The 20,858-nt window shown below is 68.7% G+C and carries 22 protein-coding genes; 13 read left to right on the top strand and 9 right to left on the bottom strand.

The features are described 5' to 3' along the window. The first annotated feature begins 9 nt into the window (after positions 1-9). The 3 genes from QRN21_RS06030 (at position 10) to QRN21_RS06020 (ending at position 2,300) form a co-directional block, all read left to right on the top strand. Positions 10-963 (top strand): shikimate dehydrogenase family protein, encoded by a 954-nt coding sequence (locus QRN21_RS06030; RefSeq protein WP_072591981.1) that lies wholly within the window; start codon positions 10-12, stop codon positions 961-963. Then, a complete protein-coding gene (locus tag QRN21_RS06025; protein ID WP_285363408.1) occupies positions 963-1,931 on the top strand; it encodes a phosphotriesterase family protein in 969 nt (322 codons plus the stop codon). Before QRN21_RS06030 ends, QRN21_RS06025 begins: the two co-directional genes overlap by 1 nt. A 72-nt stretch (positions 1,932-2,003) precedes the next feature. Then, complete coding sequence (locus QRN21_RS06020; RefSeq protein ID WP_056280542.1) at positions 2,004-2,300, top strand: putative quinol monooxygenase; 297 nt, start codon at positions 2,004-2,006, stop codon at positions 2,298-2,300. An 81-nt stretch (positions 2,301-2,381) separates the two neighbouring features. On the opposite strand, the gene QRN21_RS06015 is transcribed toward QRN21_RS06020, so the two are convergent. The 4 genes from QRN21_RS06015 to QRN21_RS06000 form a co-directional block, all read right to left on the bottom strand. Further along, complete coding sequence (locus tag QRN21_RS06015; protein WP_056280540.1) at positions 2,382-3,380, bottom strand: ABC transporter substrate-binding protein; 999 nt, start codon at positions 3,378-3,380, stop codon at positions 2,382-2,384. 49 nt (positions 3,381-3,429) lie between these two features. Then, positions 3,430-4,464 carry an ABC transporter permease gene (locus tag QRN21_RS06010; RefSeq protein ID WP_171821947.1) on the bottom strand — a complete coding sequence of 345 codons (1,035 nt, stop codon included), beginning with the start codon at positions 4,462-4,464 and terminating at the stop codon, positions 3,430-3,432. Next, a complete protein-coding gene (locus QRN21_RS06005; protein WP_056280538.1) occupies positions 4,464-5,966 on the bottom strand; it encodes a sugar ABC transporter ATP-binding protein in 1,503 nt (500 codons plus the stop codon). Before QRN21_RS06005 ends, QRN21_RS06010 begins: the two co-directional genes overlap by 1 nt. A 187-nt stretch (positions 5,967-6,153) precedes the next feature. Then, a complete protein-coding gene (locus QRN21_RS06000; protein WP_285363407.1) occupies positions 6,154-7,023 on the bottom strand; it encodes a sugar phosphate isomerase/epimerase family protein in 870 nt (289 codons plus the stop codon). A 190-nt stretch (positions 7,024-7,213) separates the two neighbouring features. Between QRN21_RS06000 and QRN21_RS05995 the strand changes: the two genes are divergently transcribed. Continuing rightward, positions 7,214-8,215, top strand: a complete 1,002-nt coding sequence (locus tag QRN21_RS05995; RefSeq protein WP_285363406.1) for a LacI family DNA-binding transcriptional regulator — start codon at positions 7,214-7,216, stop codon at positions 8,213-8,215. A 139-nt stretch (positions 8,216-8,354) separates the two neighbouring features. Here the strand turns inward: QRN21_RS05995 and QRN21_RS05990 are convergent, their stop codons facing one another. After that, complete coding sequence (locus QRN21_RS05990; protein ID WP_056280528.1) at positions 8,355-9,320, bottom strand: aldo/keto reductase; 966 nt, start codon at positions 9,318-9,320, stop codon at positions 8,355-8,357. Further along, positions 9,307-10,602, bottom strand: a complete 1,296-nt coding sequence (locus tag QRN21_RS05985; RefSeq protein ID WP_230101064.1) for an L-fuconate dehydratase — start codon at positions 10,600-10,602, stop codon at positions 9,307-9,309. The genes QRN21_RS05990 and QRN21_RS05985 overlap by 14 nt, the downstream gene beginning before the upstream one ends. A gap of 135 nt (positions 10,603-10,737) precedes the next feature. On the opposite strand from QRN21_RS05985, the gene QRN21_RS05980 reads away from it, so the two are divergent. Both QRN21_RS05980 and QRN21_RS05975 read left to right on the top strand, forming a co-directional pair. Then, on the top strand, positions 10,738-11,598 hold the full coding sequence (locus QRN21_RS05980) for a fumarylacetoacetate hydrolase family protein (protein ID WP_285363405.1): 861 nt from the start codon (positions 10,738-10,740) through the stop codon (positions 11,596-11,598). Further along, complete coding sequence (locus tag QRN21_RS05975) at positions 11,580-12,353, top strand: SDR family NAD(P)-dependent oxidoreductase (RefSeq protein ID WP_285363404.1); 774 nt, start codon at positions 11,580-11,582, stop codon at positions 12,351-12,353. The genes QRN21_RS05980 and QRN21_RS05975 overlap by 19 nt, the downstream gene beginning before the upstream one ends. A gap of 46 nt (positions 12,354-12,399) precedes the next feature. Here QRN21_RS05975 and QRN21_RS05970 read toward each other — a convergent pair whose 3' ends face one another. Beyond that, the gene (locus tag QRN21_RS05970) at positions 12,400-13,380 is read right to left on the bottom strand and encodes an amidohydrolase family protein (protein ID WP_285363403.1); all 981 of its coding nucleotides are present in this window, start codon (positions 13,378-13,380) and stop codon (positions 12,400-12,402) included. Positions 13,381-13,426: 46 nt separating this feature from the next. Here QRN21_RS05970 and QRN21_RS05965 point away from each other — a divergent pair, with 46 nt between their 5' ends. Next, positions 13,427-14,104, top strand: coding sequence for a FadR/GntR family transcriptional regulator (locus QRN21_RS05965; protein ID WP_053097960.1), 678 nt, complete (start codon positions 13,427-13,429; stop codon positions 14,102-14,104). Positions 14,105-14,275: 171 nt separating this feature from the next. Here the strand turns inward: QRN21_RS05965 and QRN21_RS05960 are convergent, their stop codons facing one another. Beyond that, on the bottom strand, positions 14,276-14,938 hold the full coding sequence (locus QRN21_RS05960) for a transaldolase family protein (RefSeq protein WP_053097962.1): 663 nt from the start codon (positions 14,936-14,938) through the stop codon (positions 14,276-14,278). A gap of 107 nt (positions 14,939-15,045) precedes the next feature. Here QRN21_RS05960 and QRN21_RS05955 point away from each other — a divergent pair, with 107 nt between their 5' ends. From QRN21_RS05955 to QRN21_RS05930, 6 genes are all read left to right on the top strand, one after another. Then, positions 15,046-15,996, top strand: coding sequence for a ribokinase (locus QRN21_RS05955; protein WP_072591988.1), 951 nt, complete (start codon positions 15,046-15,048; stop codon positions 15,994-15,996). 18 nt (positions 15,997-16,014) lie between these two features. Next, positions 16,015-16,419: a D-ribose pyranase gene (gene rbsD / locus QRN21_RS05950; protein ID WP_072591989.1), complete on the top strand. Its 405-nt coding sequence runs from the start codon at positions 16,015-16,017 to the stop codon at positions 16,417-16,419. A gap of 1 nt (position 16,420) precedes the next feature. Next, positions 16,421-17,224: a GntR family transcriptional regulator gene (locus QRN21_RS05945; RefSeq protein ID WP_053097965.1), complete on the top strand. Its 804-nt coding sequence runs from the start codon at positions 16,421-16,423 to the stop codon at positions 17,222-17,224. A 113-nt stretch (positions 17,225-17,337) separates the two neighbouring features. Further along, positions 17,338-18,147, top strand: a complete 810-nt coding sequence (locus QRN21_RS05940; protein WP_285363402.1) for a hypothetical protein — start codon at positions 17,338-17,340, stop codon at positions 18,145-18,147. A 20-nt stretch (positions 18,148-18,167) separates the two neighbouring features. Then, positions 18,168-19,226, top strand: coding sequence for a PLP-dependent cysteine synthase family protein (locus QRN21_RS05935; protein WP_072591991.1), 1,059 nt, complete (start codon positions 18,168-18,170; stop codon positions 19,224-19,226). Between the two features lie 134 nt (positions 19,227-19,360). Continuing rightward, the gene (locus QRN21_RS05930) at positions 19,361-19,876 is read left to right on the top strand and encodes a glycine cleavage system transcriptional repressor (protein WP_053097968.1); all 516 of its coding nucleotides are present in this window, start codon (positions 19,361-19,363) and stop codon (positions 19,874-19,876) included. Positions 19,877-20,003: 127 nt separating this feature from the next. Here the strand turns inward: QRN21_RS05930 and QRN21_RS05925 are convergent, their stop codons facing one another. Further along, positions 20,004-20,720: a FadR/GntR family transcriptional regulator gene (locus tag QRN21_RS05925; protein ID WP_072592383.1), complete on the bottom strand. Its 717-nt coding sequence runs from the start codon at positions 20,718-20,720 to the stop codon at positions 20,004-20,006. Between the last annotated feature and the right edge of the window lie 138 nt (positions 20,721-20,858).

Here is a 20,858-nt window from a genome sequence, read left to right as displayed (position 1 = left end):
GACCCAGCGATGACCATCACCGAGAACACCGCGACCCCCGCGACCACGACCGGCGGCTACATGGGCTTCGTCGGCGTGAGCACCGGCTCGTCGTCGATCATGAAGGTGTTCCCGAAGTGGGCCGAGGTGCTGGGCCTCCCCACCGAGAACCTCATCGGACACGACCTTCCGATGGATGCGACTCCCGAGCAGTACGTCGCCATGGTCGAGCAGATCCGCGACGACCCGCAGCACCGGGGCGCACTGGTCACGACCCACAAGATGAACGTGTTCGCCGCGGCATCCGACCTGTTCGACGAGCTCGACCCGTTCGCCGTCTCGTGCTCCGAGATCTCGAGCATCTCGAAGCGGGGTGACCGCCTGATCGGCCGCGCCAAAGACCCCCTCACCGTCGATCTCGCACTCAAGGACTTCCTGCCGACCGACCACTTCGCCCGTACCGGGGCGGAGGTCGTGATCCTCGGCGCCGGCGGCTCGGGCACCGCGCTCAGCTGGGCGCTGGCGGAGAGGGCGGATGCTCCGGCGAAGATCACCGTGACCGCTCGCGACGACGACAAGCTCGACCACCTGCGCGAGGTGCACCGCCAGCACGGCACCCCCGACGGGCTGATCACGTACGTGCGCACCGACACGGTGCAGGATGCCGCGGCCATCGTCGCAGGTGCTCCCGCGGGCTCGCTGATCGTGAACGCCACCGGCCTCGGCAAGGACCGCCCGGGCTCGCCGCTGCCCGACGACGTCGCGTTCCCCGAGGACGCGTGGGTGTGGGAGTTCAACTACCGCGGCTCGCTCGAGTTCCTGCATCAGGCGCGTGCGCAGGAGGGCGCGCGCGGTCTGCACGTGGTCGACGGCTGGCGCTACTTCATCCACGGGTGGTCGCAGGTCGTCGCCGACGTGTTCGAGATCGACCTCACGCCCGAGATCGTCGAGCGGCTCGCCCAGGCCGCCGAATCGGTGCGCTGATGCCCGTCGTGCGGACGGTGCTCGGCGACATCGACCCGACGCGTCTCGGGGCGACGGACTATCACGAGCACCTGTTCCAGATCTCGCCGCTGCTGGTCGGCGATGAGCTCGACGATGAGGAGCTCTCCGGCCAGGAGGCCGCCCTGCTGCGGGCCAGCGGCTTCGCGGCGATGGTCGATGCGACGCCGTTCGGGCTCGGGCGCGATCCCGAGGGGGTCGCACGCATCAGCGCCGGCACCGGACTGCACATCGTCGCCACGACAGGGCGCCACCGCGAGGCGCACTACGGCGAGGACCATCCGATGCAGGTGTGGGATGTCGAGCGCCTGGCCGAGCTGTTCATCGCCGAGGTGATGCGCGGGATGCTCGTCGACGATGCGCTGGTGTTCGAGACCCCCGACGTGCCCCGGGCGGCTGCGCCCGAGGGATCACCGTTACGCGCCGGGATGCTGAAAGCCGGCGTCGGCTACTGGAGCATCACCGCCTTCGAGCACACGACCCTGCTCGCGGTCGCAGCGGCGCACCGAGCGACCGGCGCGCCGGTCATGGTGCACCTGGAGTTCTGCACCGCCGCGCACGAGGTCCTCGATCTGCTCGAGGGCGAAGGCGTGGCATCCGATCGCGTCGTGCTCGCGCATGCCGACCGCGATCCGGATGCCGGGCTGCACGCGTCGCTCGCCGAGCGCGGCGCCTACCTCGGGTACGACGGCTTCGCGCGTCCGCGTACGAGGTCGGATGCCGAGCTGCTCGCCCTGACCGAGAAGGCCATCGCCCTCGGATGCGGAGACCGCATCCTTCTCGGCGGCGATGTCGCCCGCCGCACCCGCTACCTCGCGTACGGCGGCATGCCGGGTCTCGCCTATCTCGGCGAGCGCTACCTGCCGCGGCTGCGCTCCGCGGTGGGCGACGACGTGGTCGAGCGGATGCTGGTCGCCAACCCCGCGCGCCTGCTCACCCTGTCTACCTGACCCTGTCAGCCTGACCACACCGCCGCCTGACCGCACCGTCCCACCCCGCCAGCCCACACCCGAGGAGTCCGCATGACCGAGCCGACCATCCTGCATGCCGTGTTCACCGCACGCCCCGACAAGGGCGACGAGGTCGCGGCGCTGCTTCGCGACTTCGCCGCGGTGGTGCGCGCCGAAGAGGGCAACGTCGTGTTCGATGCGACGCGGCTCGTCGACGACCCCGACCGCTTCTTCGTCTACGAGGTCTACCGCGACGAGGCGGCCTTCCAGGCGCACATCTCGGCCCCGGCCGGCGTCCCGTTCAATGAGGCGCTGCAGCAGCTGATCGTCGAGCCGGCATCCGTGCTGACCTTCCTCCGACGTATCTGACGCCCCCTGCCACGCGCCCCCCGCACCCCCGGCACGCAAGAAGCCCCCCACCCGAAGGTGAGGGGCTTCTTTCTCAGCGGGTCACTCGTAGAGGACCGCTGCGATGTCCTCGTCCTCGAGGTTCGTGCTGTCGTACCAGTACGAACCCGTGTCGTAGAACTCCTCGACGTCCTCGCCGTTGGCCGCGTCGTACGCCGCCTGGACGACCTGCGCGCCGATGCCGATCGGGTCCTGCGTGATGGCGCCGGCCATCGTTCCGTCCTTGATCGCGTTGATCTGGGCAGCTCCCGAGTCGAAGCCGACGATCGTGATCTTGCCCTTCTCGAGGCCGAGCTCGTTCACGGCGTTCACGACGCCGATGGCCGAGCCCTCGTTGGTGCCGTAGATGCCCTTGAGATCGGGGTGAGCGGCGATCAGCGTCTTCGCGATGTCAGCCGACTTCAGGTGGTCGCCGTCACCGTACTGGATGTCGACGATCTTGATGTCGGGGAAGTCCGCCTCGATCTTCTCGACGAATCCGTCACGACGCTCGACACCGGTCGAGTTGATGTTCGAGTGGCCGACGATGGCGACTTCGCCCTCGCCGCCGATCAGCTCGGCCATGTGCTCTGCGGCGAGCGCACCGGCGACCTTGCTGTCGGTCGCCGACAGGCTGAGTCCGACGTCGCCGTCGCACGGAGCGTCGAAGTACACGACGGGGATGTCCTTGGCCTTCGCCTGCTCGAGCGGGGCGACGCACGCCTCGGGGTCGAGGGCGGCGTAGGCGATGGCATCCGGGTTCTTGTCGATCGCGGTGGTGAGCATCTCGAGCTGCTGGGCGATCTCGGTCTCGGCAGCCGGGCCCTCGAACGTGATCTTCACGCCGAGCTCGTCCGCCTTCTCCTGAGCACCGGTCTTGACGGCCTGCCAGAACTGGTGCTGGAAGCCCTTCGAGACGAGCGCGATGTACATCTCGCCGTCGCCGCTGCCTCCGTCGCCGCTGCCTTCTTCGATGACGTCACCGCCGCCTGCGCAACCCGCGAAGACGAGGGCGGATGCGGCCACGAGTGCCGCGAATGCGGTCTTCTTGCCGAATTTCATGGAAACTCCATTGTTCTCTGTGTGGTGGTGGGGGGTGTAGATCTGTGGGTCAGGTGCGCTGGCGGTTGCGCAGCGAGTCGAGGAAGACGGCCAGCAGCACGACGATGCCGACGACGATGTTCTGCCACTCCGACTGGATCGACATGATGCGCAGGCCGTTGACGAGCACGCTCATGATGAGCGCACCGATCACGGTGCCGAGGATCGAGCCTCGTCCGCCGAGCAGCGACGTTCCGCCGATGATGACGGCGGCGATCGCCTGCAGCTCGTAGCCGGTGCCGATCTGCGGCTGCGCCGAGTCGAGACGGGCCGCGATCACGATGCCCGCGATGCCGGTGAAGGCGCCCGCGAACATGTAGATGAGGATCGTCCAGCGGCGGGTGTTCACACCCGACAGCCGGGTGGCCTCCTCGTTCGAGCCGATCGCGAAGGTGTAGCGGCCGAGGAGCGTCTTCGACAGCACGAGCCACGCGATGATCGCGGCCACGGCGGTGATCAGCACGGCGTTCGGGATGCCGGGGATGATCACGCCGAGCGCGATCTTCTTGAAGTCGGGGGCCGAGGTCGAGAAGTAGATCGGCGAGACGTTCGAGATGACGAGGGCGAGTCCGCCGGCGATCATCATCATCGCGAGGGTCGCGATGAAGGGCGGCAGCCGGAGGAACGTGATGTTGATGCCGTTCACGAGTCCCATGAGGACACCCGTGAGCACACCGCCGATCACGCCGACCCAGACGGGGAGTCCCATGTTGGTGACGAAGACACCCGTCATCACGGCGCACAGCGCCATACCGGTGCCGATCGAGAGATCGATGCCGCCGGTGATGATGACGAAGGTCGTGCCGAGGGCGAGGATGCCGATGACCGCCGTCGACAGCAGCACCGTGGCGATGTTGCTGAAGGTGAAGAAGTTCGGGCTGGCGATCGAGAAGAAGATCACCAGGACGATCAGCGTGCCGAAGGCGAGCGACTGCTGCAGCTGGCGACGGAGGAACCCGCCGAAGTCGCGCTTGTCGGTGTTCTCATCGACCGCCGTCTGGATGATCGTCGTCGTCGACGATCCGGACTGCTGTGGGGTGCTCATCAGTCTTCCTCCCCGTGGGCTGCGAGTTGCATGATCTTCTCCTGGCTGGCTTCCTCGTTGCGGAGCGTCCCGGTGATCCGACCGTTCGCGAAGACCGCGATGCGGTTCGCGACGCGGAGGATCTCGGGGAGCTCCGATGAGATGACGATGATGGATTTGCCCTGGTCAGCGAGCTGCTGCATGAGGCGGTAGATCTCCTCCTTCGCGCCGACGTCGATCCCTCGGGTCGGCTCGTCGAAGATGAGGATGTCGCAGTCGCGCATCAGCCACCGGGCGATGACGACCTTCTGCTGGTTCCCTCCCGAGAGCAGCTTCACGACCTGGTTCACCGAGGGCGTCTTGACCCGCAGCTGCTGCACGTACTCCTTGGTGCGGTTCTTCGCCTTCGCGTCGCCCATCCAGCCGATGCCGTTGGCGTACGACCCGAGCGAGGCGAGCACGGTGTTGAAGGTCACGTCCTGCTCGAGCATCAGGCCCAGCAGCTTGCGGTCCTCCGAGAGGTAGCCGAGGCCGTGCTTGACCGCATCCGCCGGCTGTCCGATTCGCACCGGGTCGCCGCCGATCGCGATCGTGCCGCCGTCGCGGTGGTCGGCACCGATGATGGCCCGCGCGGTCTCGGTGCGCCCGGCGCCCATGAGCCCGGCGAAGCCCAGGATCTCGCCCTTGTGCAGCTGGAACGAGACGTCCTTGAGGAGGTTCTTGGTCGAGAGTCCCTGCACGTCGAGCACGATCGGGTCGTTGATGTGATCGCGGGCCTGCGGACGGGTTCCCTCGTCGATCACGCGGCCGACCATCATCTCGATGATCTTCGGGACGCTGACCTCTGACTTCTCCAGTGATCCGATGTATGTGCCGTCACGGAGCACCGTGACCCGGTCGGCGAGACGCCGCAGCTCGTCCATGCGGTGCGAGATGTAGACGATGCCGGTCCCCGAGGCGCGCAGCTGCTCGATCAGCAGGAACAGGGTCTCGGTCTCGGAGTCGGTGAGCGCCGAGGTGGGCTCGTCCATGATGAGCACCTTGGCGTTGAACGAGAGCGCCTTGGCGATCTCGACCATCTGCTGCTCGGCCACGGTCAGCTCGCCGACGAGCTGTCGCGGGTTGACCCTGATGCCGAGGCGCTGCAGCAGTTCGGCCGTCTGCGCGTTGAGCTTGCGCTCCGACAGGAAGGGGCCGGTGGTGGGCTCGCGACCCACGAAGATGTTCTGCGCCACGGTGAGATCGGGCATCAGGTTGAGTTCCTGGTGGATGATCGTGATGCCGAGCTGCTGCGCCTGCAGCGGGCTGGTGAGTTCGACCTCCTGGCCCTCGAACGTGATGGTGCCCTCGTCCTTGGTGTAGATCCCCGAGAGGATCTTCATCAGGGTCGACTTGCCGGCGCCGTTCTCGCCCACGAGCACCAGCACCTCGCCGGCTCGCACCTCGAGGTGCACATCCTTGAGAGCCTGCACACCGGGGAATCCCTTGCTGATCCCGTCGACTCTGAGAATGGGGTCACTCATGTGCTCACCTGCTTCCTTGAAGGTCGTGATGCGATATTCCGGTCGGGTCCGGAAACATCGGATCAATTCTGCGTCTTACGCCCCACCCTGCGCAAGTTGTATCTAAATGTAACTAAGACTTCTTCGGATGGGAAGACCTGTAATAACAAGTTGGCAACAGGTCGGCGGATCGAGGCGACGGCCCGGCTCAGTGCAGCCGGATCGAGTCGACCGCGACGAGCTTGTCGCGGATGTAGGCGTTGGCGTGCGCTCCGAGCTCGACGTTGTCGGTCCACAGGTTGCGCCAGATGCCGAGCATGCGGCTGAGATCGGGGGCGACGACGGCTGACGAGAACGACTCGAACACGATCGGACCGTCATAGCCGATGCGGCCCAGCGCCTTGAAGAAGTTGTCGAAGTCGACGGTGCCGGTGCCGAGATAGCCGCGGTGGCTCTCCCCGATGTGCACGTAGCGCAGGGCCGGAGCCGCGTCGAGGACCGGCGCGAACATATCCGACTCCTCGATGTTCATGTGGTACGTGTCGAGGTGGATGCCGAGGTTCGGCCGATCGACCTCGGCGAGGTAGGCGAGCGCCTGCCGTGCGGTGTTCAGCACGTTCGTCTCGTAGCGGTTCACGACCTCGAGCGAGACCGAGATGCCGCGCTCTGCGGCATGGTCGGCGACGCGGGCGATCGTTTGCCGACTGCTCTCCAGCCCCTCGGCCGTCACCGGGTCCATGTACTTCTGCATCGCACTGTAGATCACGCCGCAGAAGTGCTGGCCGCCGAGGTCGGCGAGCACGTCGACCGCCCTGAGCAGCAGCGCCTCTCCCGCGGCCACGACAGCCGGGTCGGAGCTCGTCACGTCGGTCGCTCCCGAGAGTCCGAGCGAGGCGCTGACGGCGAGATCGTGCTCTTCGAGCGCGTCCTTCGCCGCGGTGACGTCGAACGAGAACGGGTCCATCAGCGGGAACTCGATCAGGTCGAATCCGGCCGCCTTCGTCTTCTCGACGGAGAGACGGATGCCGTCGGCATCGAAGTGTCCGGTCCAGACGAGCCCGTGGCATCCGATGTTCATGAGACCTCTCGGAGACGGGTGTGCGGCACCTTCGCCTCGGCAGGATTGGCACGTTGCAACTCTGCGTTCAAGTCACCGTACGCGGGTCGGGGATGCGGTGTCAAGAACTTTCTTGGCACGTTGCAATCGCTGAGCTACTCTGGACTCGCCGCCGACCGTCCTGCGTCGACGCGCAGTCGACAGGAGCTCCATGCCCGCCAGCGTCAAAGACGTCGCCGCTCTCGCCGGGGTGTCCTCCTCGACCGTCTCGAACTACCTCAACCACCCGCATGTGCTCGGCGAATCGAGCGCGGCGAAGGTGAGGGAGGCGATCGCCCAGCTCGGCTACGTGCCCAACGAATCCGCCCGTCAACTGCGAGCCGGCTCCAGCAAGGCGCTGGCGCTGATTCTTCTCGACGCCTGGCTGCCGTACTTCCACGAGCTCTCGCGCGGGGTCGAAGACGTGGCCCGCGAGGGCGGCTGGTCGCTGTTCTTCAGCAACAGCAACCGCGACGCCGACACCGAACGCGGCAACATCGACATGTTCGAGGCGCACCGGGTGCAGGGCATCGTCATCTACCCGCTCGAAGACGTGGTGCCCCGGCTCGAACAGCTCGCCGACCGCGGCATCCGCTCGGTCGTCGTCGGCCCCATCCCCGATTCGCCGACCGTCGGTTCGGTGCTGTTCGACGACCGCGGCGGTGGACGGCTGGCGGGCGAGCACCTGCTGTCGCTCGGCCGCCGCCGCATCCTCTTCCTGGGCGCGCCGAGCGTCAGCCAGTCGAACGACCGACTGCTCGGGCTGCGCGATGCCGTCACCGCGGCCGGGGCGACGGCCGATGTGATCGACGTGCCGCACCTGACGACCGAGGACGGCCTCGACGTCGGCGCGCGGATCGCCGAGATGCCTGCCACCGAACGCCCCGACGCGATCTTCGCCGCCAACGACATGGTGGCGATCGGCGTGCTCACCCAGCTGCTGCGCCGGGGCATCCGCGTACCCGAGGAGATCGCGCTGGTCGGCTTCGACGACGTCGCGCAGGCCCACCAGAGTGTCGTGCCGCTGACGAGCGTGCGGCAGCCCGGGTACGAGATCGGCCGGGCGGCGGGCGCGGCACTCATCCGTCAGCTCACAGACCCCACGGCCGACCTCCCCGCGCCGACGCCGTTCGCCGCCGAGCTCGTGGTGCGCGAGTCGACCGTCGGCCGCTGAGCCTCGTCTCCGCCGTCGCGGAGTTATGGCGCAGGCTCGGTTCACAATTCAGCACGAACCCGCACTGATGCCGCCACCGAAGCCCCAGACCGCCCACCAGCGCAGACCTATGCTGAATTGTGAACGCGCGACGTACGGCTCAGCCTGGGATCAGCCCCTCTGCAGCGAGTTCATTCCACAGCGCGCCAGGAATCTCGAGCGCCGCATACTCGGCATTCTGCGTCAGCTGCCCTGGCCGGCTTCCTCCGACCACCACCGAGCGCACCACGTCTGACTGCAGCGGGAACTGGATCGCGGCGGCGGGCAGCGGCACGTCGTGCTCGGCGCACACCCGTGCGATGCGCAGCAGCCGTTCCCACAGCTCGTCGGGAAGCTGCCCGTACTCGTATCGCCCGTCGCGGCGAGGTTCGTTCGATGCCAGCAGCCCGGAGTTGAAGACGGATGCCGCGACGATCCCTGTCCCGGTCTCTCGGCACGCCGGCAGCACCTCGGCCGCCGCCGGCTGTTCGAGCAGCGTGTATCTGCCCGCGACCATGACCAGGTCGAGGTCGGCCGACCGCACGGAGGCGGCGAGCGCATCCGACACCATCGAGCCGATGCCGACGGCAGTCACCTCGCCGTCGCGACGCAGCTGCTCGAGCGCCGGCAGCGCCTCGGCGAGCGCGAGATCCAGGTCATGCCGCTCGGGGTCGTGCAGGTAGAGCAGGTCGATGCGCTCGATCCCGAGACGTTCGCGGGACTCATCGAGACTGGTGCGTATCCCCTCAGCCGAGAAGTCCCACACGCGCTGCAGATCGTCGGGAACATGGAAGTCGTTCGCGGTGTCGAGGCCGCCGTCGTGGTCGGGGTTCGGTCGCAGCAGGCGCCCGACCTTGGTCGACAGCACGTACTCGTCGCGCGGTTTGGTCTGCAGGAACGCCCCGAGACGACGCTCCGAGAGCCCGAGCCCGTAATGCGGAGCGGTGTCGAAGTAGCGGATGCCGCTGTCCCACGCCGCATCGAGCACCGCCCACGCCTCGTCATCGCTCAGCGCGCGGAAGAGGTTGCCGACATTCGCGGCCCCGTATCCGAGGGGCGGAACCGCCAGAGCATCAGACTCCGACATGCTGCCCCGTCCACGTGTACGCGGCGATGCTCTCGGCCTTCATCTCCATGCCGGATCCGGGCGCCGTGGGCGCCATGTACGACCCGCCCTGGATGTCGGTGGGGATCACGAAGTGCTCGTGCAGGTGGTCGACGAATTCGATCATCCGTCCTTCGCGGGTGCCGGTGACGGCGACGAAGTCGAACATCGAGAGGTGCTGCACGGCCTCGCACAGCCCGACGCCGCCGGCATGCGGGCAGACCGGCACACCGAACTTCGCGGCCAGCAGCAGGTTGGCGATGTTCTCGTTGACGCCCGCGACGCGCACGGCGTCGATCTGCATGACCGAGATCGCCTCGGCCTGCAGCAGCTGCTTGAAGATGACGCGGTTCTGCGCGTGCTCGCCGGTGGCGACGCGGATGGGTGCCACCCCCCTGGCGATCTCGGCGTGACCGAGCACGTCGTCGGGGCTCGTGGGCTCTTCGATCCAGGCGGGGTGGAACTCGGCGAGCGCGCCTATCCATTCGATCGCCTCCGACACCTCCCACCGCTGGTTGGCGTCGATCGCGATGGGGAAGTCCGGTCCGCACACCTCGCGGGCCTTGCGGAAACGGCGGATGTCGTCGTCGAGGTCGGCGCCGACCTTGAGCTTGATCTGGGTGAAGCCGTCGGCCATCGCCTCGCGGGCGAGCCGCTCGAGCTTCTCGTCGGAGTATCCGAGCCATCCGGGGCTGGTCGTGTAGCCGGGGTATCCGGTGGCGAGCAGTTCTCGTTCGCGCTCGAGGCGTCCCGGTTCGGCGGCGCGCAGGATCTCGAGGGCGTCCTCGGGCGTCAGCGCATTTGTGAGGTAGCGGAAGTCGACGAGGCCCACGAGCTCCTCGGGCGTCATCCGCGCGAGCAGCTGCCACAGCGGCAGCCCGGCCCGCTTGGCCTTGATGTCCCACAGCGCGTTGATGACCGCGCCGATGGCCATGTGCATGACGCCCTTCTCGGGGCCGAGCCAGCGCAGCTGCGAGTCGCCGATGATGTCGCGGAACGTCGTGCCCATGTCGTCGAGCAGCGGCTCGATCTCGCGACCGACGAGGTGCCCGGCGAGCGCGTCGATCGCGGCGACCTGCACATCGTTGCCGCGCCCGATCGTGAAGACGAACGCGTGGCCGTCGATGCCGTCCTCGGCATCCGTGCGCACGATCACGTATGCCGCCGAGTAGTCGGGGTCGGGATTCATGGCATCCGATCCGTCCAGACTCAGCGATGTCGGGAAGCGGATGTCGGTCGTGTCGAGGGCGACGATGCGGCTCACGGGTTCCTCTCGTGCACGGGACGGATATCCGTGCAGATCTCTTGGAGTGTAAACATCGGATGTCTATACTGTCAACGAGACGGGCCGCACTGACGCGCCTCGTCACCCACGGACACCTCACTGAGCAGGAGAGACATGAAGTTCGCACGGCTAGGCACCCCCGGCGCCGAGATCCCCGTCCTCGTCGAAGGCGACCGCTACCTCGATCTGCGCTCTGTGACATCCGATGTGAACGGTGTTTTCCTCGCCGGTGATTTCCGGACTCGCGTCGCCGCGGCCCGCGCCGCCGACGAACTGCCGGTTCTCGGGGATGCCGCGGCGATGCGCATCGGCGCGCCGATCGCGCGCCCGAGCGCCGTCATCTGCATCGGCCAGAACTACGCGGCGCACGCCCGCGAGTCCGGCTCCGAGCCGCCGACCGTCCCGATCATGTTCCTGAAGACGCCGAACACGGTGGTCGGCCCGAACGATGCGGTCACGATCCCCCGCGGCAGCGAGAAGACCGACTGGGAGGTCGAGCTCGGCATCGTGATCGGCGCCCGCGCCGCCTACCTCGATTCGCCCGACGACGCCGACGCCCACATCGCCGGCTACGTGGTGGCGAACGACGTCTCGGAGCGCGCTTTCCAGATGGAGGTCTCGGGCGGGCAGTGGTCGAAGGGCAAGATCGCCCCCGGTTTCAACCCGACCGGCCCCTGGCTGGTGACACCCGACGAGGTCGACGTCGACGACCTGCGGCTGCGCAGCTGGGTGAACGGCGAAGCGCGTCAGGATTCGAACACCGACGACATGATCTTCGACGTGCGCGTGATCGTGCACCACCTGTCGCAGTACGTCACGCTCGAGCCGGGCGACCTGATCCTCACGGGCACTCCCCAGGGCGTGGCCTTCGGGGGCAAGTTCCCCTATCTGACGGCGGGCGACGTGGTCGACATCGAGATCGAAGGACTCGGGCATCAGCGCCAGGAGTTCGTGGCATGGGAGGCACAGAAGTGAGCAGCGCACTCGACGGACTCGTCGCGATCGTGACCGGCGGAGCATCCGGGATCGGAGCGGCCATCGCCGCCCGCCTGCACGCCGACGGCGCGCAGATCGCCGTGCTCGACCGCGACACCTCAGGAGCGGATGCCGCCTTCGCCGCTTTCACGGCCGACGTGTCGGACCGTGCATCGGTGGATGCCGCCGTGGCCGCCGTCGCCGAGAGGTTCGGGCGCATCGACATCGTCGTGAACAACGCCGGGGTCGGCGCCCAGGGAGACATCAGCGCCAACGACGACGACGAGTGGGCGCGTGTGCTCTCGATCAACGTCACGGGCATCGCCCGCGTCACGTCGGCGGCGTTGCCGTGGCTCAAGGAGTCGCCGAGCGCGGCGGTCTGCAACACGGCATCCATCGCCTCGACCACCGGCCTTCCCCAGCGCGCGCTCTACAGCGCGTCGAAGGGCGCCGTCTCGGCCCTGACCCGTGCCATGGCCGCCGATCACCTGCGCGAGGGCATCCGCGTCAACGCCGTCAACCCCGGCACCGCCGACACCCCATGGGTCGGCCGGCTGCTCGACTCGGCCGACGACCCGGCCGCCGAGCGCGCCGCCCTCGAGGCCCGCCAGCCGCATGGCCGCCTGGTCTCACCCGACGAGGTCGCCGCGGCGGTCGCCTACCTGGTGAGCCCCGCCGCGGGCTCGACCACGGGCACGTTCATCGAGGTCGACGGCGGCATGGCTCAGCTGCGGCTCCGTCCCGTCGGGGGCTGACCGCCGCGTCGCCCACTGTCCTGGTCCCGGCCCCGGACAGTGGGCGCTACGAGCGACCGCCGCGCAGCCAACCCAGGATGCCGCGGCGCGGCCGCTCCTCCCGAGAGTCCTCATGCGTCGGCCGCTCGCCGATCCGGTAGAACTCCTCGGCGTTCGTCCACATGATCGCGTCGACGTCGTGCCCGCGGCGCTCGGCCCAGGCGATCACCGCATCCGCCCATCTGATCCGAGCCGTCGGCTGGTACATGGGCGATCCGTCGACGTTCGCGTACGGGTCGCCCTCCTCCGGGGGTCCGATGACCGAGACCGGCCAGTCACTGCCCCACATCAGCCGCTCGACGCCGAACGCATCGGCCGCGGCGTCGAGGAACGGATGCAGCTGCTCTGCCGACCAGTCGCCTCCGGCCTCTCCGGGCAGCCCCGAGAGCTTGCACCACACGTTCGGATGCCGTGCCAGGTCGTCGAGATCGCGCACCCATTCCATGCTCGGCGCCACCGGGGCCTTCGCCGTGCCGACCTCAGGCTTGCCGAGGTGATCGAGCACCATCCGCAGCTCGGGCACCGCCCCCGCGAGTCGGGCCACCTCGGGCAGCTGCGCGGCGCGCACGCACGCGTCGAAGGCCCAGCCGCGCGCCGCGACCTCGCGCGCCCCGGTGACGAAGTCTGCCGAGACCGCCAGTCCGTCGGGTTCGCCCTGCAGGTTGTGCCGCACGCCGACCACGAGCGGCTCAGCGGCGAGTCCTTCGAGGTGCGCGGTGGTGTCGGTGCCGCGATCCAGACGCGCCCCCGCGACGATGCCGACCACCCCGACGCGGGGCGCGAGCCCGGCCACCCACCGCACTTCTTCGAGGAAGTCGTCTTCGACGGTCTCGGCCTGCACGAACACCGCGCGCTCGGTCGTCGCGCGGGCGATGCGGGCGTGCTCGATCTCGGTCGCACCGAACAGCCAGGCGAGCGGACCCTCGAGCCACGTGTAGTGCAGAAGCTCGGGGTCCCAGAGGTGCAGGTGCGAATCGAGTACGCGCATGCCCCCATCCTGCCGCAGACATCCGATGAATGGCTAGGATGACGCCATGGCAGTGACTGACGACGCGATCGAGAAGATCAAGGCGATGATCGTGTCGGGCGAACTCGCACCCGGCGATCGCCTCCCTCCCGAGAAGGAGCTGTCCGAGCGTCTCGGCCTGTCACGCAACTCGATGCGCGAGGCCGTGAAGGCGCTCGAGGTGATCCGGGTGCTCGACGTGCGCCGCGGTGACGGCACCTATGTCACGAGCCTGGAGCCCCACCTGCTGCTCGAGGCGATCTCGTTCGTGGTCGACATGCACGACGACGACTCGATGCTCGAGATCTTCGCGGTGCGACGGATGCTGGAGTCGCAGGCGACCGGCCTCGCGGCCACCCTCGGCAGCGACGACGCGATCGCCGGCCTCGAGAGCGAGGTCGCCTCCATCGATCCGACGGTCAGCATCGAAGAGCTCGTCGAGCACGACATCCGCTTCCACCGTGAGATCGTCGGCATGGCCGGCAACGCCTATCTCGCCAGCCTCATCGAGCACCTGAGCAGTCAGACCGTGCGCGCCCGCGTGTGGCGTGGTCTCACCGAGGGCGGAGCGGTCGAGCGCACCCTCTCGGAGCACCGGGCGATCGCCGACGCCATCGCCCGGCGCGATTCGGGTCTCGCCACCTCGCTCGCCACGGCGCACATCGCCGGCGTCGAGCGGTGGCTGCGCCAGGCGGCATCCGCCTGACGCAGCGACGCCTTTTCTCGGCCACTCGTCCCAGCGGCCTTCCGTGCACGCCGTCGTCGCCCGGGCCCTGACAGGCACGTTCGGCCAGATGCGCTTCGCTCGGCCGTATCCGTGACGTCGGGCCGAATCTGGCGCGTCTGGCCGACGCTGGCCCACCCGCCGAAGTGCGACTCAGGCCCCGAGCCGCCCCATCGCCGCGTCGAACTCGGCGGCGGAGCTGTCGCTGACCTCGTGGAACAGCACCTGCTCGATCACGTCGGGTGCCGCCGTGAAGTACGGCACCCCCGCGAGACGCAGACCGGTGATGTCGTCAGGTGATCGCAGGCTGGCCGCGAGCACGTTCGAGTCGCTGCCCGCGCACACCTCCTGCATGCGGGCGATCACCGCATCCCCGTCGATGCCGGCATCCCGCATCCGTCCGAGGTAGGGGGCGATGTACTGCGCCCCGATCGAGGCGCATGCCAGCGCCTGTGCGACCGAGTAGACGGCGGTGACGAGCACGGTCGCGCCGTCGCGCACCAGAGCGGATGCCGCGGCGAAGCCGTCGCGGGTCGCCGGCACCTTCACGGCCACGCGATCGCCCAGCGCACGGATGCCCTCGGCGTTGCGGAGGAAGGATGCGGTGTCGCCGCCCCACGTCTGGAAGAAGATCTCGCGGGCGCCCTCGTCCGACCAGCGGGCGTAGAGGTCGGGGATCTCCGCGGCGGTGCGGCCGCCGCGCTCGAGGATCGTGGGGTTGGTCGTCACGCCGTGCACGACGCCCGCGGTGAGGAGCGAGGCGACGCGGTCGACGTCCGCGCTGTCGACATAGAGACGGGGGGCCAGCGCGGTCATCGGGTCTCCTTGTGCACAACCTGTCGTTACAGGTTCGGTTTCGGCTAATGTAATGACAGCCGCGGAGGATGTCAAAGCACCCCGCATCGACGACGATCAGGAGTGCCATGACAGCCGCCACCTCGCCCGATCGCACCGGCGTCGTCATCGTCGGCAGCGTGACCGCAGACGTGACGACCTTCTCGACCAGGCTCCCCGCCCGCGGAGAGACCATCCTCGGCGACGAGTTCACCCTGATGCTCGGCGGCAAGGGCGCGAATCAGGCGGTCGCCGCCGGACGATCGGGGGCCCGCACGAGCTTCGTCGGATGCGTGGGAGACGACCTCTTCCACGACCTCGTCGTCGACGGGCTGAGCGAGGCCGGAGTCGACCTCACGCACCTCCGCACGGTGCCGGGGCCGACGGGCATCGCGCACATCCGCGTCGACGCCTCGGCGCAGAACGACATCGTCATGGTGCCTCTGGCCAACGCCGCGCTCAGCACCGAGCAGATCGACGCGGCGCTCGAAGCCCTCGCGCCGACCACGTCGGTGCTGCTCACCCAGCTCGAGACGCCCTCGGCGCTCACCGCGCACATCACGTCACGAGGACGCGAGCACGGCATGACCGTCATCCTCGACCCCGCCCCCGCCGCTCCGCTGGATGACGCCGTGTGGGCGAGCATCGACATCGTCACCCCGAACGAGACCGAGGCCTCGGTGCTCAGCGGCGTCGAGGTGACGGATGCCGCGTCGGCGGAGATCGCCGGACGCTGGTTCCTCGACCGGGGCGTCGGCGCCGCCGTGATCACGCTCGCGGGTCAGGGCTCGTGCGTCGTGACCGCAGCGGGAGCATCCGTCATCCCGCCCTTCCCGGTCGAGGCCGTCGACACCACCGCGGCCGGCGACGCCTACGCCGGGTATCTCGGCGCCGCCCTCGCCAACGGCTGGGGGCTGACGGATGCCGTACGCCTGGCGACCGCCGCCGGAGCCCTCGCCGTCACGAAGCAGGGCGCCTCGCCCAGCCTGCCGCTGCGGGCCGAGGTCGACGCCTTCCTGGCCGCCCGAGAAGCCCACTGACATCCCCGAGGAGACATCATGCGCAAGACAGCGACGACCATCAACCCCGCACTCTCGCGCGTGATCAGCGAGACCGGCCACACCGATCTGCTGGTGGTCACCGATGCCGGCCTGCCCATCCCGCCCGGATCCGAGCGCATCGACCTCGCCTATCGTCCCGGCGCTCCGGCCTTCTTCGACGTGCTCGACACCGTGCTGGCCGAGCTCATCGTGGAGGGAGCGACGGTGTCGGCCGAGGTCGCCGAGAAGAGCCCCGAGGTGCTGGCCGCGCTGCGCGAGCGCTTCGCCGACCAGGACTTCGAGATCGAGCTCATCCCGCACGTCGACTTCAAGAAGCTGACCCACTCGGCGCGCGCGTTCGTGCGCTCGGGAGAGTTCACCCCCTACGCGAACGTGATCCTGCACGCGGGAGTGGCGTACTGATATGAACGACACGATCGACCGCCACTCCGCCGCGCCCATGTACGACCAGCTGCGTCAGCTGATCGTCGACGGCATCTCGCGAGACGGCCTGCAGCCCGGCGACCCGCTGCCCGGCGAGCACCGCCTCTGCGAGCGGTACGGCATCTCGCGCACCGTGGTGCGCCAGGCGTTGGCCCAGCTCGAGCACGAGGGGCTCGTCGAACGTGTCAAGGGCAAGGGCACGTTCGTGTCGCGTCCCCGCACGAGCGAGAGCCTGGTGCACACGCTGATCGGCCTCTACGACGACGTCGAGCGCCGCGGCGGGCACGTGCACAGCGACGTCCTGCGCCACGAGCAGACTCTCGCCGACGACGAGATCGCGGCGGCACTCGAGGTCGACCCTGGCGCACCGGTCGTGGTGCTCGACCGTCTGCGTCACGTCGACGGCGAACCCTGGTCGCTCTCGACCACCTGGATGCCGGATGCCGTCGGCGGAGTCACGCTCGGCGTCGACCTCTCGGAGCGGTCCCTGTACCGCCTGCTCGCCGATCACGACATCGTGGCGACCAGCGGGGTCCGCTCGGCCGAGGCCACCGTCGCGACCCACGAGCAGGCGCAGCATCTGGGGGTGAGCGCCGGCTCCGCCCTGCTGCGACTGCGCAGCGTGAGCCGTTCCTCCGACGGCACGCCGATCGAGTACTTCGTGGCCCATCACCGCGGCGACCGCTCGCGCTTCGAGTTCCAGCTGCAGCAGGAGCAGTCGCAGGCGTCGCTGCTGCACGTCGACGGCGACGGCAGCACCTCGCGCGCCGGCACCGTCCGCTAGCCGCATCCGCACGCGGCATCCACTCACAGGTGGGTCGGCCGAGCACGGGTCGCGGACTAGCCTGGAACGAGAGCACGCATCGCACGGGGCGATGCGATCGGGGGGAAGACACGATGGTCGACGACGCGCATCCACCGGCATCCGACTCCGACCCGGTCATCCCTCCGCCGCCCGCCGCGGCGCCGGGACAGCTCGGATCCTCCGTCCCGCTGGCCCCGCCGCTGGGCGGGATCCCCGGGCCGCCCGCGCCGCTGCCGCCGTACGCCTCTGCCTCCCAGCCGGGGCAGCATCCGCAGATGGCCGCGTACCCGCCGCCGCACCCGGGGCAGCCGTCGCCTCCCTACGGCGCCGCATATCCTTCCCCGTCCGCGCCTCCTCCTCCGCGTTCAGGACGGACCGTCGGCATCGTCATCGCAGCGGTCGCGGCGTTCGTGCTGATCGTCGTCGTGGGCATCGCGGTGGCCGTGAGCCTGCTGCTGAGCTCGCGCACCGAACCGGCGACCGCGCCTCCGGCCACGAGCGTCACGGAAGAGCCCGCAGCGCCTTCCGAGGCACCGCAGGGCGACCCGGACTCCGACGGCTCGGGCGACGCCGATGCCTCCGCCATCGCCGACGCGCTCCAGGCGAAGATCGACGAGTACAAGCGCCTGCGCGACAGCGGCGCGCTCTGGCAGAGCATCCCCGACACCGAGTTCAACCGCACGGCCGTCTCCGCCTTCCTCTACTTCCTCACCGACATGAAGGTCGCCACCATCTGGGGTGTCGACGATGCGCAGGCGCAGGAGTACGAGGAGCGCATGACGATGCTCGAGGAGCATCTGCTCGCCGAGCAGCCCCTCGGCGACGACATCCAGATCACCCTCGAGGACGAGGTCTTCACGTACGACGGCGAGACGGGCGAGGGCGGCTACACGCCCCGCTAGAGGAGCGTTACGCTCGAAGCATGAGCGACTGGACCAGCACCGCGATCGCCCTGCTGGAAGCCGACGCCAACCGCAGCGCCGACACCCATCTGCACCTCTTCCCACTGCCACCCGAGTGGGGCATCGACCTGTACCTGAAAGACGAGTCGGTGCATCCGACCGGGTCGCTCAAGCACCGTCTCGCGCGCTCGCTGATCCTGTACGGACTCGTCAACGGACGCATCACCGAGGACTCCACTCTCGTCGAGTCGTCCAGCGGATCGACGGCCGTCTCCGAGGCGTACTTCGCGCGGATGCTGGGGCTGCCCTTCGTCACCGTCGTACCGCGCTCGACCAGCCAGGAGAAGATCGACCTCATCGAGTTCTACGGCGGACGCTGTCACTTCGTCGACCGCGCCGAGGACATGTCTCCTGAGGCTCAGCGACTGGCCTCCGAATGCCACGGCCACTATCTCGACCAGTTCACGTTCGCCGAGCGGGCGACCGACTGGCGCGGCAACAACAACATCGCCGAGAGCGTGTTCAGCCAGCTGTCGCAGGAACGGCATCCGATCCCCCGCTGGATCGTCGTGGGCGCAGGCACCGGCGGCACGAGCGCCACCTTCGGCCGGTACGTGAAGTACCGCCGCCACGAGACGCAGATCGCGGTCGTCGACCCCGAGGGTTCGGCGTTCTACGACGGATGGGCGGGCACCGTCGACGCGCCGGCCGGACGCCCCAGTCGCATCGAGGGCATCGGCCGCCCGCGCGTCGAGGCCTCGTTCGTGCCCAGTGTGATCGACGAGATGATCCGCGTTCCCGACGCGGGGTCGATCGCCGCGATCCGGATGCTGCGCGAGCGCACCCTGCACTGGGCCGGAGGTTCGACCGGCACCAACCTGTACGGCGCATTCCAGCTGATCGCGCGCATGCGCGCGGCGGGCGAGACCGGCAGCATCGTCACGCTCATCTGCGACAGCGGCATCCGCTACGCCGGCACGTACTTCAACGATGAGTGGGTCGCCGAGCAGGGCTGGGACCTCGACCCGCATCGCACCCGCCTCGATCACTTCCTCGAGACCGGGGTCTGGGTCGACTGACCCTCGTTCCGCTTCCATGACTCCGGAGATCCGGGCAGGTCATCCGGGAGAACACGCTTCCTCGGGCTCGAGCGGCCACATTCTCCGGAGTCATGGCACGTCGCGGGCCGAGGCGCTCCGGCTACGCTGACCGCATGACTACTCTCATCCTCACTGTCGCGGGTGCCGATCGCCCCGGACTCGTCGCAGCCGTCGCCGATGTCGTCGATGCCCACGGCGGAAACTGGGAGAACAGCTCGCTGGCCGAGCTCGCTGGCACCTTCGCCGGAGTGATCGAGGTCTCGGTCGCCGCCGACCGTTCCGACGAGCTGCAGACGGCGCTCCGCGGACTTCAAGGACAGGGGCTCCTGACGCTCGCCGTCCTCACCGGAACGCCTGATGACGACGCGGAGGACGAGCAGCGACTCGAGATCCGGGTGCTGGGCAACGACCGATCCGGCATCGTCCGCGAGGTCTCGAACGTGCTGAACGCGCACGAACTCAGCATCGAGGAGCTCGCGACCGAGACCCGGGATGCCGCGATGGCCGGCGGCCGTCTGTTCGAGGCATCCGTGATCGCGCGGGTTCCGTCGTCGGTCGACATCGATGCCCTGCGTCGCGACCTCGAGCGCATCGCCACGGAGATCCAGGTCGACATCACCCTCGCCTGACCGCGGCGTCCCCTCCGCCCGATACGCACACAGCACCCAGCGCCCCGCACGGCCCCCGAGGCGACCGCACGCCTGTGCAGACCGAGGCGAACTGTGCAGACCGGGCGAGATGAGAGGGCGATCGTCGTCACTCAGGGCGATCGACGGACGATCCTTCGGCGCGCATATCCGTATCGGTGTACCGGCGCACCCAGTACTCGGTCTGAGCCACGTGGGCGGATGCCGCAGCCGACGCCGCGACCGGGTCCGCCGCAGCGAGTCCGCGGAGGATCGCCCGGTGCCCGGCATCCGAGTGGAGCTTGAGTTCGGCGGCGTCGCCGGCATCCGGGATCCGATAGGCCCGCGAGCGTGAGCGCAGCACGTCGATCAGGCTCGTGAGCGCGTCGTTGCCGGCGACCTCCGAGATCGTCATGTGGAAGGCGTGGTCGAGGCGGGAGTGGTCCTCGAAGTCGTCGCTCGCCTCGATCTCATCGAGCACGCCGCTGAGCGTCTCGATCGTGGCGGCGTCGATGCGGGCCGCGGCGAGCGCAGCTGCGTGGGGCTCGAGCACCCGGCGAAGCTCCGTCAGTTCGAGCACCCCGGCCATGGGCAGGAGTCCGACCGTGAGAGAGAGGCTGCCGATCAGGTCGGCGGCGCGCAGCTCGCTGACGTAGCTGCCCGAGCCGTGCCGGGTCTCGAGCACACCGAGGGCGGCCAGCATGCGGATGGCTTCGCGCAGCGATCCGCGTGAGACGCCGAGCGTCTCGCACAGCTCACCCTCGCTCGGCAGACGGTCGCCGGGACGCAGCTCGCCGTCCGCGATCAGCGCACGCAGCCCGTGCAGCGCTGTGTCCAGTGCGCTCATCGTCATCCTCCTGACACCGCCCGATCCCCTTGCTGAGTCTGTCGGACGCAGACCCTTCGTCAAATTCGTATGACAACTATGTTTCATCCTCGCCTTTTTGTAGCCATTTCGAAAGCCGTGTGGCAAAGTTGTGCAACA

Source organism: Microbacterium sp. LMC-P-041, assembly GCF_030209555.1.
Taxonomy (GTDB): Bacteria; Actinomycetota; Actinomycetes; order Actinomycetales; family Microbacteriaceae; genus Microbacterium.
Note: the sequence above shows the minus strand (reverse complement) of the source record. Positions and strands in the feature narration are given on the sequence as shown.

Coding starts and splice junctions, on each gene's coding strand:
- QRN21_RS06030 (WP_072591981.1), top strand. CDS start 10: ATGACCATCACCGAGAACACCGCGACCCCCGCGACCACGACCGGCGGC.
- QRN21_RS06025 (WP_285363408.1), top strand. CDS start 963: ATGCCCGTCGTGCGGACGGTGCTCGGCGACATCGACCCGACGCGTCTC.
- QRN21_RS06020 (WP_056280542.1), top strand. CDS start 2,004: ATGACCGAGCCGACCATCCTGCATGCCGTGTTCACCGCACGCCCCGAC.
- QRN21_RS06015 (WP_056280540.1), bottom strand. CDS start 3,380: ATGAAATTCGGCAAGAAGACCGCATTCGCGGCACTCGTGGCCGCATCC.
- QRN21_RS06010 (WP_171821947.1), bottom strand. CDS start 4,464: ATGAGCACCCCACAGCAGTCCGGATCGTCGACGACGACGATCATCCAG.
- QRN21_RS06005 (WP_056280538.1), bottom strand. CDS start 5,966: ATGAGTGACCCCATTCTCAGAGTCGACGGGATCAGCAAGGGATTCCCC.
- QRN21_RS06000 (WP_285363407.1), bottom strand. CDS start 7,023: ATGAACATCGGATGCCACGGGCTCGTCTGGACCGGACACTTCGATGCC.
- QRN21_RS05995 (WP_285363406.1), top strand. CDS start 7,214: ATGCCCGCCAGCGTCAAAGACGTCGCCGCTCTCGCCGGGGTGTCCTCC.
- QRN21_RS05990 (WP_056280528.1), bottom strand. CDS start 9,320: ATGTCGGAGTCTGATGCTCTGGCGGTTCCGCCCCTCGGATACGGGGCC.
- QRN21_RS05980 (WP_285363405.1), top strand. CDS start 10,738: ATGAAGTTCGCACGGCTAGGCACCCCCGGCGCCGAGATCCCCGTCCTC.
- QRN21_RS05975 (WP_285363404.1), top strand. CDS start 11,580: ATGGGAGGCACAGAAGTGAGCAGCGCACTCGACGGACTCGTCGCGATC.
- QRN21_RS05970 (WP_285363403.1), bottom strand. CDS start 13,380: ATGCGCGTACTCGATTCGCACCTGCACCTCTGGGACCCCGAGCTTCTG.
- QRN21_RS05965 (WP_053097960.1), top strand. CDS start 13,427: ATGGCAGTGACTGACGACGCGATCGAGAAGATCAAGGCGATGATCGTG.
- QRN21_RS05960 (WP_053097962.1), bottom strand. CDS start 14,938: ATGACCGCGCTGGCCCCCCGTCTCTATGTCGACAGCGCGGACGTCGAC.
- QRN21_RS05955 (WP_072591988.1), top strand. CDS start 15,046: ATGACAGCCGCCACCTCGCCCGATCGCACCGGCGTCGTCATCGTCGGC.
- rbsD (WP_072591989.1), top strand. CDS start 16,015: ATGCGCAAGACAGCGACGACCATCAACCCCGCACTCTCGCGCGTGATC.
- QRN21_RS05945 (WP_053097965.1), top strand. CDS start 16,421: ATGAACGACACGATCGACCGCCACTCCGCCGCGCCCATGTACGACCAG.
- QRN21_RS05940 (WP_285363402.1), top strand. CDS start 17,338: ATGGTCGACGACGCGCATCCACCGGCATCCGACTCCGACCCGGTCATC.
- QRN21_RS05935 (WP_072591991.1), top strand. CDS start 18,168: ATGAGCGACTGGACCAGCACCGCGATCGCCCTGCTGGAAGCCGACGCC.
- QRN21_RS05930 (WP_053097968.1), top strand. CDS start 19,361: ATGACTACTCTCATCCTCACTGTCGCGGGTGCCGATCGCCCCGGACTC.
- QRN21_RS05925 (WP_072592383.1), bottom strand. CDS start 20,720: ATGAGCGCACTGGACACAGCGCTGCACGGGCTGCGTGCGCTGATCGCG.